The sequence below is a fragment of the Streptomyces deserti genome, from assembly GCF_054782695.1.
This window is the reverse complement of sequence record NZ_BAAGRZ010000027.1, coordinates 63,454-77,323: the sequence shown is the minus strand read 5'-3', so window position 1 is coordinate 77,323 and position 13,870 is coordinate 63,454. Positions and strand designations below refer to the sequence as shown.

Annotated in this window: 9 protein-coding genes and 2 pseudogenes; 6 read left to right on the top strand and 5 right to left on the bottom strand. The window is 73.1% G+C overall.

The genetic code is table 11. The features are described 5' to 3' along the window. Positions 1-38 precede the first annotated feature (38 nt). Positions 39-1,643 (bottom strand): MFS transporter, encoded by a 1,605-nt coding sequence (locus ACYVMZ_RS31380; protein ID WP_461085660.1) that lies wholly within the window; start codon positions 1,641-1,643, stop codon positions 39-41. A gap of 273 nt (positions 1,644-1,916) precedes the next feature. Here ACYVMZ_RS31380 and ACYVMZ_RS31375 point away from each other — a divergent pair. After that, positions 1,917-3,178 (top strand): annotated as a pseudogene (locus tag ACYVMZ_RS31375) (hypothetical protein). A gap of 229 nt (positions 3,179-3,407) precedes the next feature. After that, complete coding sequence (locus ACYVMZ_RS31370) at positions 3,408-4,433, top strand: phosphatase PAP2 family protein (RefSeq protein ID WP_461085658.1); 1,026 nt, start codon at positions 3,408-3,410, stop codon at positions 4,431-4,433. Positions 4,434-4,505: 72 nt separating this feature from the next. Here the strand turns inward: ACYVMZ_RS31370 and ACYVMZ_RS31365 are convergent, their stop codons facing one another. Continuing rightward, positions 4,506-4,721 carry an I78 family peptidase inhibitor gene (locus ACYVMZ_RS31365; protein WP_461085656.1) on the bottom strand — a complete coding sequence of 72 codons (216 nt, stop codon included), beginning with the start codon at positions 4,719-4,721 and terminating at the stop codon, positions 4,506-4,508. A 427-nt stretch (positions 4,722-5,148) separates the two neighbouring features. Between ACYVMZ_RS31365 and ctaD the strand changes: the two genes are divergently transcribed. Then, a complete protein-coding gene (gene ctaD, locus ACYVMZ_RS31360) occupies positions 5,149-6,840 on the top strand; it encodes an aa3-type cytochrome oxidase subunit I (RefSeq protein WP_461085653.1) in 1,692 nt (563 codons plus the stop codon). Here the strand turns inward: ctaD and ACYVMZ_RS31355 are convergent. The 3 genes and pseudogenes from ACYVMZ_RS31355 to ACYVMZ_RS31345 form a co-directional block, all read right to left on the bottom strand. Then, positions 6,725-7,790, bottom strand: a pseudogene (locus ACYVMZ_RS31355) (helix-turn-helix transcriptional regulator); the annotation flags it as partial. The gene ctaD and the pseudogene ACYVMZ_RS31355 overlap by 116 nt on opposite strands. A gap of 45 nt (positions 7,791-7,835) precedes the next feature. Further along, positions 7,836-9,143 carry an ABC transporter substrate-binding protein gene (locus tag ACYVMZ_RS31350; protein WP_461085651.1) on the bottom strand — a complete coding sequence of 436 codons (1,308 nt, stop codon included), beginning with the start codon at positions 9,141-9,143 and terminating at the stop codon, positions 7,836-7,838. Beyond that, positions 9,112-9,687 (bottom strand): hypothetical protein, encoded by a 576-nt coding sequence (locus tag ACYVMZ_RS31345; protein WP_461085649.1) that lies wholly within the window; start codon positions 9,685-9,687, stop codon positions 9,112-9,114. Before ACYVMZ_RS31345 ends, ACYVMZ_RS31350 begins: the two co-directional genes overlap by 32 nt. Positions 9,688-9,925: 238 nt before the next feature. Here ACYVMZ_RS31345 and ACYVMZ_RS31340 point away from each other — a divergent pair, with 238 nt between their 5' ends. Genes ACYVMZ_RS31340 through ACYVMZ_RS31330 form a run of 3 tightly spaced genes read left to right on the top strand, consistent with a single transcriptional unit; the run spans position 9,926 to position 13,825 of the window. Then, positions 9,926-10,414 (top strand): hypothetical protein, encoded by a 489-nt coding sequence (locus ACYVMZ_RS31340; protein WP_461085647.1) that lies wholly within the window; start codon positions 9,926-9,928, stop codon positions 10,412-10,414. Positions 10,415-10,424: 10 nt separating this feature from the next. Continuing rightward, complete coding sequence (locus ACYVMZ_RS31335; protein WP_461085645.1) at positions 10,425-13,178, top strand: ABC transporter permease subunit; 2,754 nt, start codon at positions 10,425-10,427, stop codon at positions 13,176-13,178. Then, complete coding sequence (locus ACYVMZ_RS31330) at positions 13,175-13,825, top strand: ATP-binding cassette domain-containing protein (protein WP_461085643.1); 651 nt, start codon at positions 13,175-13,177, stop codon at positions 13,823-13,825. Before ACYVMZ_RS31335 ends, ACYVMZ_RS31330 begins: the two co-directional genes overlap by 4 nt. Positions 13,826-13,870: the final 45 nt, after the last annotated feature.

Below are 13,870 nucleotides of genomic sequence, written 5' to 3'. Positions count from 1 at the left end.
TACGACGCAATGTGCCGCACGTCCAGGGGGTCTCCACCTCACGCGGACACGCGGGACTCCGCAGCTTCCCTCGGCGCGGGCAGGTCCACATCCGCCGGCCCCTCACACTGCATCTCCCGCGGCAGCCGCAACGCCATCACAGCCCCGAGCAGCAGCAACCCCGCACTCACCAGCAACGTCACATGAAGCCCGTACACGAAGGAGTCCCGGGCGGCATGCCGCAGCGCAACCCCTGCGGGCCCGCCCAGCTGCGCAGCGACCTCGTACGCCTCCCCCAACGAGTGCGAAGCCGCCCCCGACGCCTCCGCCGGAACCCCGGGCACTCGGTCCAGCCCCGGCGCGTACGCCGCGTTCATGACCGTGCCCAGCAGCGCGATCCCGATGCCCGCACCCAGCTGGTACGACGTCTCCCCGATCGCCGCCGCGCCGCCCGCCTGCTCCTGCGGCGCCTCGCTCAGCATCGACTCGTACGCCCCGAACAGCGTCGTCTCCAGTCCGAAGCCGAGCAGCACGAACCCGGACAGCATCAGCGGGCAGTTGTCGGTCCGGCCCAGCGCCGTGAGCAGCACCACCGCGGCCGCCGTCAGGCAGAAGCCGAAACACACCATCCGCCGCGGCCCGAACCGCCGCAGCATCCGCGCGCCCGCGAGCCCCGCGGCCATCGCGGCGATGGTCAGCGGCAGCAGCCGCAGACCCGTCTCCAGCGGGGACAGCTCCAGCACCAGTTGCAGGTACTGCGCGGCGATCAGTTCCAGACCCACCAGGGCGAGCATCGCCAGCACGATGCAGCCCACGGACGTGCTGAACGCCGGCCGCCCGAACATCCGCAGGTCCACCAGCGGACGCGTGCGGCGCCTCTGCCGTCGTACGAAGGCGGCCAGCAGTGCCGCGCCCGCCACCAGCGGGAGCACCGTGAACACGCTCCCGGCCGGCTCCCCGCCGCCCAGCCGCTTCACGCCGAGCACCATCCCGAACAGCCCGGCGGCGGCCATCAGCGCGCCGACCACGTCCCAGGGGCCGTCGCCATCGCCCTTGGACTCGGGCAGCAGCAACCATCCGACCGGCAGACTGACCAGCATCAGCGGGATGTTGACGAGGAAGACCGCGCCCCACCAGAAGTGCTCCAGCAGGAAGCCGCCGAGCAGCGGCCCGACCGCCGCGCCCACGGCGGCGACCGCGCTCCAGATGCCGATCGCGAGCGCCCGCTCGCGCCGGTCCGGGAAGACCTGCCGCAGGATCGACAGCGTGGCGGGCATGATCATCGCGCCGCCGACGCCGAGCAGCGCCCGCGCCACGATCAGCACCTGGGCGCTGTCGGCCATGGCCGCCAGGGCGGAGGCGACGCCGAACAGCGCGTACCCCAGCAGGAGGACTCTTCTGCGACCGACCCGGTCGCCCAGCGTGCCGAACAGGATCAGCAGCGAGGCGCAGACGAGCGGGTAGACGTCGACGATCCAGAGCAGCTCCATCGCGCCGGGCTTGAGGTCCTCCGTCACAGCGGGGACGGCCACATGCAGCACGGTCGCGTCGACGGCGACCAGCAGCAGGCTGACGCAGAGGACGACGAGAACAACCCAGCGGTCGGCACCGGCCCCGGCCGCCCGACGGCGCAGCGCAGCGGCGGCCGTGGTCGTCCCGGACATGTACGTACCTCCCAGATGTCTCCTCGCGTTCGGCGGGCTCACGGGGTGGGGACTCCCCGTGACTCGGCCGGAGAGGAGCGGTGGTCTCCGGCCCGCGCAACGAAAGGCGAGTGACACGTCAGGGTACGCGAGTCCCTGCTGGAGCCGAGTGGCGGACCTCTCACACGTGCGGCGGAACAGGTGTGGCGTACACCACTCCCCTGTCCTGTCCCCTCCCCCGCGATCACGCCCCGGCGGTCCGCCCGGTTCCGGCCCCGGTCGATAATCGAGCCCGTGACCGATCTTGCGACGCGCGTGGCACCGGCCCGCTCCGGGGCGCTGCGCCGGGCCGCCCCGGCGCTCCTCGGGTACGCGGCCGTACGCGCCCTGGGCCTCATCGTGCTGGCCCTGTGGAGCGCGGCGCGCGACAAGAGCGCGTACACGCTGCTGACGGCCCGCTGGGACGCGCTCTGGTACACCAGGGTCGCCGAGCTGGGCTACGGCTACGAGGTGCGCCTGTCGAACGGGGACGTGCACTCCAACCTCGCGTTCTTCCCCCTTCTCCCCTGGCTGGAGCGGCTGGTCGCGGCGGTGTCCCCGCTGTCGTACGCCGACGGGGGATTCGTCGTGAGCCTGCTCGCCTCGTTCGCCGCGGCCTGGGGGATCTTCGCGGTGGCGGACCACGTGTACGGCCGCCGGGTGGGGGTCTGCGCGGTGCTGCTGTGGGCCGTGCTCCCGGTCGGGATCGTGCAGTCGATGGCGTACAGCGAGTCGCTGTTCACGGCGCTGGCGGCCTGGTCGCTGCACGCGGTGCTCACCGGCCGCTGGGTGACGGCGGGCACCCTGGCCCTGCTGGCCGGGCTGACCGGCCGGTCGGGCTCGCCGTCGTCGCGGCGGTGTGGGCGGCGGGCCTTGCCTCGTTCGTGCGGGACCGCAGCACGGCCGCGGCGCACGGCGCGCGGGACGGGGAACGCGCCCCCGTCCCGGCCGGGGACGAGCCCGCCCGGCGCGTGCCGGCACCGGACGGCGCGCGCGGCGGGCCGCGCACCCCCCAGGTCCCTGTGCGCCGGGCGCTCGGCATGCTGCTCGCGCCCCTCGGCACCGTCGGCTACGTCCTGTGGGTCGGTCACCGCACCGGCAAGGGCCCGCTCGGCTATCTCGACGTCCAGGCCGGCTGGCGCAACGGCTTCGACGGCGGCTACGCCTTCGCCCGCTTCGTCGCCGAAAAGTTCACGTCGTTTCCGTCGGCCCTGGCGGGTGCCGGGCTGATCGCCGGGGTCGGCCTGGTGGTCTGGCTGTACGTCGTCTGCGTCCGGCAGCGCCAGCCGCTGCCGCTGCTGGTGTACGCGGGGGTCGTCACCGCACTGGCCCTGTGCGCGTCGAGCTACTTCGGCTCGAAACCGCGCCTGCTGCTGCCCGCCTTCCCGCTGCTGCTGCCCCTCGCCCTGGCGCTGGCCCGGTTGCGTGCGCCCAGGTCAGCGCTGGTGGCCGGGTCCGTGGCCGTGGCGTCGGCGGTGTACGGGGCCTTCTGGCTGAACGGCTCCGGTCCGCCCTGACGGTCCGTGAGCATCTGGCGAATTCCGCACCATGACCCGGTGAACGAATTCAAAAGCGCCGTTAAACCGAGCACTTGGAATGATCAAAGGAATTGAAGGCCGCAGCCGTCGCCGATTGCGGATTCGCTGGAAATAAACCCTCCCGCTGAGAGGAATCCCACATCACATCGTCATCACAAAGCCGCTGAATCGACCGGGTTCTGAGCTCACTCGCTGTAACGTCGATTGGGTGCGTACCGAACCGAAGCTCACCCGTCTGGACCGGGTGTTCGCCAGGCTGGATCGTGAGCCGGAACGGCCGGCCCACATCGACGTGCCGAAGATGAGCCGGCACCGCGTCGTGCTCTTCGCGGCGACCCTGGCCTTCTACGGGGCGATCGTGTGGGCCGTCGTGATCACCTCCTGGCTGGTCCGGCTGGACTGGCAGGTCATGTTCTTCCGGCCGTACCAGCAGTGGTCGGAGATCCACTGGTTCGTCGACTACTACGTGGTCCTCGGCCAGCGCGGCCCGACCGCCGTGATGGTCGCGGCCTGGCTGGGCTGGCGCTCCTGGCGGCAGCACACCCTGCGTCCGCTGCTCGCGCTCGGCGTCTCCCTGCTGCTGCTGAACGTCACGGTCGGCGCCGCCAAGTACGGCATGGGGCGTCTCGGACCGCACTACGCGACCGAGATCGGCTCGAACGAGATGTGGCTCGGCGGCGATATATTTCCGAGCGGTCACACCGCCAACGCCGTGGTGACCTGGGGAATCCTGGCCTATATGGCGTCCACGCCGAGAGCCCGGCGCTGGCTGTCCGCCGTGTCCGCGGTGACCTCGCTCGGCGTCGGCTTGGCCACCGTCTACCTCGGTACGCACTGGCTGAGCGACGTGCTCCTCGGCTGGGCCGCGGGTCTGCTGATCCTGCTGGCGCTGCCCTGGTTCGAGCCGCTGATCGCCCGCTGCGAGTCCTGGATCTTCGATCAGCGCGACCGCTGGCGCGCCCGCCGCGGCCAGGGCCGTACGGCACCGGCGACCGCACCGCTCGGGGCACCGGTCATGCTCAAGCCGTGTATCGCGGACCAAGGGGACGCCGCGGCCCGCGAGCCGGTCTCCGCGGCCTGCTCGTCCCGGGCCCCCGTCTATCTGGCGCCGGGCCCGCACACGGCCCGCTCGGAGCGCACGCCGGTCACCCCGGCCGGCCCCCGCCGCCCGCCGCACGCGGAGCGCCTGCAGCGCGGCCCGGCCTCGGCGGCCCGCCCGCTGACCGGCGGCTGACCAACGGCGCGGACGGGTACGCACAGCACGCGGCCCCGACTCCCCTGAGGGGAGCCGGGGCCGCCGCCGTCGTCAGCCCTTCCAGGCCCGTGCCACGCGGCCGTCCCTGACTTCGAAGTTCAGCCGGCCCACGCGGTACTCCATGGTGATGATCGCCCCCGGCGGCAGCGCCCGCACCGTCGACCAGCCGCGCTCGCGCGCGAGGTGCTCGGCCCGGCCGGCCTCGAGGCCGACGTACGTGTCCGGGCTGTCGTGGGGTTCCGCGGGGGGTGTCGGAATGGGTGCCATGCGGCCACGCTATGCCCTGCCCGGCAAGCGCGGAAGGCCGACCGGGAACACGTGTCGTACGTCCCTCTCGCGTCACATTTCTGTCACAAGATCACGACACGCGTTTCGGTCGCGCTCCGTCGCACGGATGGGCGGTTGTGTACGCCTTCCGCAGGCATTCCATCGTAATTCCCGCGTGTCACACAGGTTCTTCGAAATGCCCGGTCGAAAGTGCCGAGAAGTGCCCCCGGACTCATTCCATTCCGACGCCGCGCCGGGCCGTAGGAGCCGTCCGCCCCACAGGAAATGCATGGCCGCCGGACAGAAGGGCGGGTTCGCCCTCTGTCGGAGCGCGCGGCGGCGCGAGCATCATGGCGTGAGCTCGCGGGCACGTGTGACGTGGGCTTCGGCGGGCCCGGTACGCGATGAGCGAAGGGGCGAGCGAGCGATGGGGACGCAGACCGTACAGGCGACGGCGCGGACCGTGCCGAGGACGCGGCACGGGCGGGTGGTGGTCGACTGGCTGACCACCACCGACCACAAGAAGATCGGCCACCTCTACCTGATCACGTCGTTCGTGTTCTTCCTGATCGCCGGTGTCATGGCGCTGGTGATGCGGGCCGAGCTGGCCCGGCCCGGACTGCAGATCGTGGACAACCAGCAGTTCAACCAGATGTTCACGATGCACGGCACGATCATGCTGCTGCTGTTCGCGACCCCGACCTTCGCGGGCTTCGCGAACGAGCTGATGCCGCTGCAGATCGGCGCGCCGGACGTCGCCTTCCCGCGGCTGAACATGCTGTCGTACTGGCTGTTCCTGTTCGGCGGCCTGATCGTGCTCGGCTCGCTGCTGGTGCCCTCGGGGCCGGCCGCCTTCGGCTGGTTCGCCTACGCGCCGCTCAACAGCTCCGTGCACTCCCCCGGCGTCGGACCCGACCTGTGGATCATGGGTCTCGCCCTGGCCGGGTTCGGCACGATCCTCGGCGCGGTCAACTTCATCACCACCATCGTCGGGATGCGCGCCCCCGGCATGACGATGTTCCGGATGCCGATCTTCACCTGGAACACCCTGTTCACGTCGATCATGATCCTCATGGCGTTCCCGGTGCTCGCGGCGGCGCTGCTGTGCCTGGAGGCGGACCGGCGGTTCGGCTCGCACATCTTCGACGCGGTCAACGGCGGGGCGATCCTGTGGCAGCACCTGTTCTGGTTCTTCGGGCATCCCGAGGTGTACATCATCGCGCTGCCGTTCTTCGGGATCATCACCGAGATCGTCCCGGTCTTCAGCCGCAAGCCGATGTTCGGCTATCTGACGCTGGTCGCGGCGACGATGGCGATCACCGGTCTGTCGATGGTGGTGTGGGCGCACCACATGTTCGCCACGGGCGCGGTGCTGCTGCCGTTCTTCTCGTTCATGAGCTTCCTGATCGCGGTGCCGACGGGCGTGAAGTTCTTCAACTGGATCGGCACCATGATCAGGGGCTCGTTGTCCTTCGAGACGCCGATGCTGTGGGCGACGGGCTTCCTGGTGACGTTCCTGCTCGGCGGGCTGTCCGGGGTGATCCTGGCCTCGCCGCCGCTGGACTTCCACGTCACGGACACGTACTTCGTCGTCGCGCACTTCCACTACGTGGTCTTCGGCACCGTCGTCTTCGCGATCTTCGCCGGCTTCTACTTCTGGTGGCCGAAGTTCACCGGGAAGCTGCTCGACGAACGGCTCGGCAAGATCCAGTTCTGGACGCTGTTCGTCGGCTTCCACACCACGTTCCTGGTGCAGCACTGGCTGGGCGCGGAGGGCATGCCGCGCCGCTACGCGGACTATCTCGCCGCGGACGGCTTCACCGCGCTCAACACCGTCTCGACGATCGGCTCGTTCCTGCTCGGCTTCTCGACGCTGCCGTTCCTCTACAACGTCTGGCGGACCGCCAAGTACGGCGTGAAGGTCGAGGTCGACGACCCCTGGGGCTTCGGCCGCTCACTGGAGTGGGCGACCTCCTGCCCGCCGCCCCGGCACAACTTCACGTCGCTGCCCCGGATCCGCTCCGAGTCGCCGGCGTTCGACCTGCACCATCCGCAGTACGCGGCCATGACCCCTCAGCCCGAGCCAAAGCGTCATCAAGCCGGTCACGAGCCGTCCTGACCGCCTCGATCAGCTCCGCCGGCTCCAGCACCTCGAAGGCGAAGCCGAGCACCATCACGTGGATCACCATCACGTCGAGGCTCGCGGCCCCGGTGCGCAGGACGCAGCGATCGGGGCCCTCCGCCTCCAGCACCCCCGCGGAGGGCGAGGTCCGCTCGGCCGCCTCCTCCAGGGGCACCAGCAGCCGGATGACGGCCTGTTCGGCGTACGCGCGCGTGGACACGCCCCGGGAGACGTACGCGGCCAGGTCCTCGGCGGGCGGCTCGCGCGGCACGAACCGCGGGCCGTGCGGCGGCCTGGGCGTGATGCGGTCCACGCGGAACGTACGCCAGTCCGCGCGGTCGAGGTCCCAGGCGACCAGGTACCAGCGGCGCTCGGAGCACACCAGGCGATGCGGTTCGATGGTGCGGCGGGTGGACGTGCCGTCGTGCCCCCGGTACTCGCAGCGCAGCCGCTCGGCGTCCCGGCAGAGGTTGGCCAGCTCGGTCAGGACGGCCGGGTCGACGGCGTTCGGCTGGGGGCCGCGCAGCATCGGCACGGTGAAGGCGTTGAGGGTGCTCACCCGGCGGCGCAGCCGGCTGGGCAGCACCTGTTCCAGCTTGGCGAGGGCCCGTACGGAGGTCTCGCCGATGCCCTCGATGCCCTGCCCGGCGGCCGTGCGCAGCCCGACGGCGACGGCGACGGCCTCGTCGTCGTCCAGGAGCAGCGGCGGCTTTCGGCGCCCGCGCCCAGCTGGTAGCCGCCGCCCGTGCCGGGGCTGGCATTGACCGGGTAGCCGAGTTCGCGCAGCCGGTCCACGTCCCGGCGCAGGGTGCGGGCGCTGACGCCGAGCCTCCCCCATTGCCTTAAGGGCATGGGAGGTGCCCCCAGGCCAGGTCGGGCCCGGGCCACTCGCGGTGGGCCTGGAGCAGGGACAGCAGACGCAGCAGTCGTGCCGAGGTCTCCAACATGGGGCGAGTCTGCCAGCCCTCGCGGACGACCACTGTCCTCAAGGGTCATGGCCGGTACGACAGCTGCGGCACGTCGAAGCAGGTGCGGTTCATGTCTCCCTGGCTGACCCAGCCCTTGCCGTCCTGCCAGCGGGCCACCGACAGACAGGTCCTGCCGCTCTTCGGCGGCTCGGACAGCCGCCTGAAGTCGACGGGCAGGAGCAGGCCGCCGGCGGTGTAGCCCTCGCTGCGGTTCACGAAGTCGTCGACGCACACGCGCGTGATGCCCTCGTCCGCGCAGGACTTCGCCGCGTCCGTGAACCACCGCGCCGCCGCCCACCCCTCCAGCTGCCACTGCGAGTGCGTCTTCAGCCCCTTGGTGGCGTCCCGGAACTCCCGTACCGCCGGATGGCCGGTGTCCTCGTAGTTGCGGCTGGAGCCGGTCGCCCACAGGGCGTTGCGGCAGCGCGGGGCGTCCTTGTAGTCGTCGGGGACGGTGGACGTCCAGTTCTGCACGTTGGTGACCTTGGCGGTGACCCGGACGCCGACGTCGTCCATCGCCTGGCACAGCCGGGCGTTGCCGTGCGTGTCGATGGCGTCGAACACCAGGTCGGCGCCCTGCTCCTTCAGGTCGGCCGCCACCGCACGGAAGTTGGGCAGCGCGAAGTCGACCTGCTCGGCGACGACCCGGTAGCCCTCGGCCTTCAGGCCCCGCTCGACGAGCCGGGCGTAGGCGGCGGAGGCGGACTGGTTGTAGGAGACTACGGCGGCCGTGCGGGCGCCGTGCTCGCGTTTGAAGTAGCGGTAAACCTCGGTGCCGCCGTACAGCCTGCCGTCCCAGCCGGGGGTGCCGTTCCGGGGCGCGTGGCTGCCGTAGATGCTGTACAGGTGCGGCCAGGTGTCGTATGCGGCGCCGATGGGCTGGCCTCCGATGTCGGGCACGCGCGCGCGTGACACGCGGGAGGCGCCCGCGTAGTCCAGGGCCGTGGTGGCCACCAGGGCGACCACCTTCTCCTCGTCGACGAGCTTGTGCACGCACTCGTTGTTGCCGACGCCGCTGCCGCCGTCGTCGCACAGCCGCACCTCGACGCGGCGGCCGTCGACGCCGCCGCGCGCGTTGAGGCGGTCGAACCAGGCCTTGGCCCCGTCGCGCGGGCCGGTGAAGGCGCTGCCGCCGACCGGGCTGGTGGCGCTGGTGATGATGCCGACGCGGATCGGCTCCCCCGGGCCCGCCGTGTCCCGCGTGGGCGCGGGGCTGCGGTCGTCGCGCTCGAACTCGCTCTCCGGCACGCGGCTGCCGCAGGCCGCGCTCAGGACGAGCAGCAGCACCGCGGCGGCGGCCTCAGCAACCCGGGACGGCGGTCGCCGGCCCATTGCCGCTCATCTGCACCAGCGCGCACAGCGTCTTGGCGGACACCTTCCAGTCGCCGTCCTGCTCGACGGCCGTCCCGGAGGCGTTCGGCAGGGCGGTGGCGCCCTTCAGGGTCAGGTCGTACGTCACGTTCGCCTCGGTCGGGGAGGTGAACTCGACCTTGGTGACCTTCGCCTGGACCTGCCCGCCGCGCTCGTCACCGCTGAAGGCCCTGAGCACCGGGGCCATCCGCTCACCGTTCTCCAGGACCGCCTGCTTGTCCCGCAGGGAGGTCTTCGGGTCGAAGAACTTCTGCCAGTTGCGCTTGATCTCCTGTTCGGCCGCCGCCGCGTTGGGCGGAGTGGCCGCCGGCGCGCTCGTCGTCGGCTGCACGGTCGGGGAGGGGGGCGGGGTGTCGCCGCCGCCACCCGCGTCGTCGCCGCAGGCCGCGAGGGCCGGGGCGAGGAACAGGGCCAGGGCGGCCGCCATCGCCGTACCCCGTCCCGCAGCCCGTGGGCCGCGGCCCCTCGTTGCGTTCCCCCGCCTGAGGTCGCTGCCGAGAACCATCTGGCTCACCACCGGGTGTCGGTCCGGGCCAAGTGCGCCCGGTGCTTTCAGGGTCAGCTTCCAGAAGGCATAGTGCAAGCCAACGGCGAACTTGGACAGGGGCCGTCAGGGGCCGTCAGGGGCCGTCACGGGCCGACAGAGGCCGGCAGGGACCGACGGACGCCGACAGAGGCACCAGGCACGTGCACCGAGACCCGACGTGTGGGAGCCAGCGATGCCAGCGACGCCAACGATGCCAATGACGCGGACAGCCCGACTGCGGACCGTGCGCCCCGTCCTGTGGGCCGCCTGGGCCGCGCTGGCCGTCGGCGCCGTCCTGTGCGTCATCGGCTGGTACGGCGTCTCCGGCGAGCGGTACGCCGAACGGCAGCTGCCCTACCTCGCGTCCTGCACCATCCCCGGGGCCGCCCTGATCATCGCGGGCGCGGTACTGCTCGCCCACGGCCGGGGCGCGATGGCCGCCGAGCGCGTGGAGGAGCTGTACGGCCTGCTGGTGGCCGCCGAACCCGCCGACGCCGACGCCGACGAGGTGACCGGGCAGGCCGCCGCCGCGCCCCTCGCGGTCAGCGGAGAGATGCTGATGGTGCCGGGCGGCACGCTGTGGCACCGCGCGGACTGCCCGCTGGTCGCGGGGAAGGTGGAGGCGGTTCCGGTGGACTCCAAGCTGGTGGCGAGCGGCGAGCTGGGCCCCTGCCCGATCTGCGAGCCGGCCGACGAAACCGACTGACGACCGGCTGATGTCCTCGCTGACGTACGACCTCACGCTGGCCGGCCTGTCGGTCGGCAGCGCCGCCGCGCTCACCGGGATCGGCCTGATCGTGACGTACCGCGCGACGGGCGTGCTCAACTTCGCGCACGGCGCGATCGCGATGGTGTGCGCGTACGCGCTGCGGCAGTGCGTGGTCGAGTGGGGCTGGCCGCTGTGGCTGGGGGCGACGGTGACGCTGCTGGTGCTGGCGCCGGGCCTCGGCGTCGTCCTGGAGCGGTTCGTCTTCCGGCCGCTGTCGGTGCTGGGCGGCGACCCGGCGCAGACGCTGGTGGCGTCCCTCGGGGTGTTCGTGCTGCTGGTGGGCGGGGCGGCGCTGCTGTGGGGGCAGGGCGCGCGGGACGACGCGCCGCAGCTGGTGCCGGACGAGCCGTGGGGCCAGCTGGCGGTGGTGCTGGTGCTGGCCGCGGGTGTCGCCGCGGTGATCCGGTGGACGCGTTTCGGGCGGGAGCTGCGGGCCGTCGTCGACGACCGGCAGCTCGCGGTGCTCGGTGGCATCGACGCCGACCGGGTGGCCGCGGCGGGCTGGGCGTTCGGGTCGTTCACGGCGGGCCTGACGGGCGTGCTGCTGGCGCCGTACGTGCGTCTCGACCCGTACGGGCTGCCGCTGCTGGTGATGGAGGTGGTGGCGGTCGCGGTGGCCGCGCGGATGCGCAGCCTGCCGGTGGCGGTGGTCGTCGCCCTCGGTGTCGGGGTCGCTCAGAGCCAGCTGACGCGGCTGCACCCGTCCGGGTGGGGCGAGCCTCTGCTGCAGGCGGTCGGCGCGAACCTGTTCGTCGTGGCGCTGCTGGTCGCGGCCGTCGTGCTGCCCGGCGTCGGGACCCGCGACGCGCTGCCGCGCACGGCCACCGCGCGCGTGCCGACCCCGCCGGGCGTCTGGATCGTGGCCGTCGTGCTGTTCCTGCTGCCGCTGGGCTTCGCGGGCCGGGACCTGCACACGTCGGTGCAGGTCCCCGCGCTGGGCGTGATCCTGCTGTCGCTGGTGGTGGTCACGGGCCGAGGCGGGCAGATCTCCCTCGGCCAGGCGGCGTACGCGGGCCTGGGCGCCCTGTTCACGGCCCTGCTCGCGGCGGGCCGCTTCCCGGGCCTGCCCCGCCTGCCGGAGCTGCTGGCGCTCGCGGTGGCGGTCCTCCTGGTCGCGCCCCTGGGCATGCTGACCGGCTGGCCGGCGATCAGCCGTCAGGGCCTCGCGCTGGCGCTGGCGACCTTCGCGGTCGGTGTCGGCGTGAGCCGCTTCGTCTTCGCCCAGCCGTACGCCACGGCCGGACTGTCCCTGGGCCGCCCGGCCGGTTTCGACGGGGACCGCGCCTACTACGTCCTGGAACTGGTCCTGCTGGCCGGCGCCCTGCTGGCGGCGCACGCCCTGCGCCGGGGCCGCACGGGCCGGGCCCTGGCCGCCATGCGGGACCACGAGTCGGGGGCGTCGGCGGCGGGCGTGCGCGTGCCCTCCCTCAAGCTCCTGGCATTCGTCTCGGGCGCCGCGCTGGCCGCCCTGGGCGGCGGCATGCTCGGCATGGGGCTGCGCGCCTTCGACCCCGCCGCGTACGACCCCGTACGCGGCCTGCTGTGGTTCGCGGCGGTCGTGGTCCTGGGCGCCGACAGCGCCCTGGGCGCGCTGGGCGCCGCGGCCCTCCTGGTGGGCCTCGACGCGGGGACGCGGGGCGGCGTGGCGGCGGCGGTCGTCGGTGTCCTGGCAGTCCTGGTGGGGCGCTTCCCCGGAGGACCGTACGAGGCGCTGCGCACGGCGGCGGAACGCCTACGGCTGCGACGCCGCCCGGCGCTGACACCGCTCGGGGCACGGGTGCGCGGCCGGCTGCGGCCGACGCAACCGCCGCCCGCGCGCCGCCCCGCTCTGACGGGCGTGACGGCGGTGGGGCGAGCTGAAGCCAGACGCCGGTCCGGGAGCCGGGGAGGGGGTGCCGGCGCGCCGGGGCAGCGGCGGGAGGACGCGGCGGGTCGGCGGGCGGCCGACGGGACGCGTGGCGGGGCAGGCCACGAAGTGAGCGGTGGGGCGCGTGCCGGGTCGGCGGGCGGCACCCTCACCGCCCGCGATCTCCACGCCCGCTACGGCGGTTTCACCGCCCTCGACGGTGTGGACCTCGACCTCCCGCCCGGGCAGATCACCGCGGTCGTGGGGCCCAACGGTGCCGGAAAGAGCACGCTGTTCCACTGTCTGGCCGGGACGTTGCGGCCCGCGCGCGGACAGGTGCGCTTCGGCGGGCGGGACATCACGCGGCTGCCGGCGCACGCCCGTACCCGGCTCGGTATCGCGCGGACTTTCCAGCAGCTGGCCGTCTTCCCGACGCTGACCGTGACCGAGAACGTCCGGGTGGGCGCCGAGCAGGGCCGGGTGACCGATCCGGACGCCGTGGAGCGGATGCTCCGGCTGTTCGGTCTGGACGGGCCGGTGCGGTCCCTGCCCGCCGCCGGGCTGCCCACGGGAACACTGCGCCGCGTCGAACTGGCCCGGGCCCTCGCGGGCGCCCCGCGCGTGCTGCTGCTCGACGAGCCCGCCGCCGGCCTCGACACCGCCGAAGTCGCCGCGCTGGCCCGCGTCCTGAAGGCCCTGGCCGCCGACGGCACGGCCCTGCTGGTCGTCGAGCACGACCTCGACCTGGTCGCCGACCTCGCCGATGTCGTGCACGTGATGACGGCCGGCCGCGTCGTCGCCTCCGGCCCGCCCGGCCGCGTCCTCGACGCCCTCGGATCGGCGGCCGGCCCATGACGACCACCGTCTCCCTGCGCCACGCGCGCGTGCGCTACGGCCCCCTGGAGGCCCTGCACGGCGTCACCCTCGCCGCCCCCGGCCCGGGCCTCACCGTGCTGCTGGGCCGCAACGGCTCCGGCCGCAGCACCGCCCTGCGCGCGCTGGCCGGAACCGTGCCGCTGTCCGGCGGCGCGGTGGTGTGGGACGGCACCGACGTGACCCGCGTACCGGCGTACGAGCGGGCCCGGCGCGGGCTGTGCCTCGTACCGGAGCGGCAGGCCGTGTTCGGCTCCCTCACCGTCCGCGAGAACCTGGACCTCGCCGCCCCCGCCCACGAGCCCGCCCTCGACGCCTACCCGCAGCTGCGGCCCCTGCTGGAGCGCCGCGCCGGCACCCTCTCCGGCGGCGAGCAGCGGATGCTGGCCCTGTCCCGGGCCCTGCTGGCACGCGCGCGCGTGGTGCTCGTCGACGAGCCCGCCCAGGGCATGTCGCCCACGGTCGCGGCCCGCACGTACGAGCTGCTGGGCGCGCTGGACGCGTGCGTGGTCGTCGCGGAGCAGCGGCTGCCGCCCGCCCTGAGCGGCAGGACGGCCATCGTGTACGAACTGCGGCGCGGTGCCGTCGTGTTCGCGGGTGAGGCGGGGGAACTCGGGCGCCGGGGCTGACCTGCGGTGTGCACGCCGAGGGCCCCGCCGGTCGGTGGACCAGGC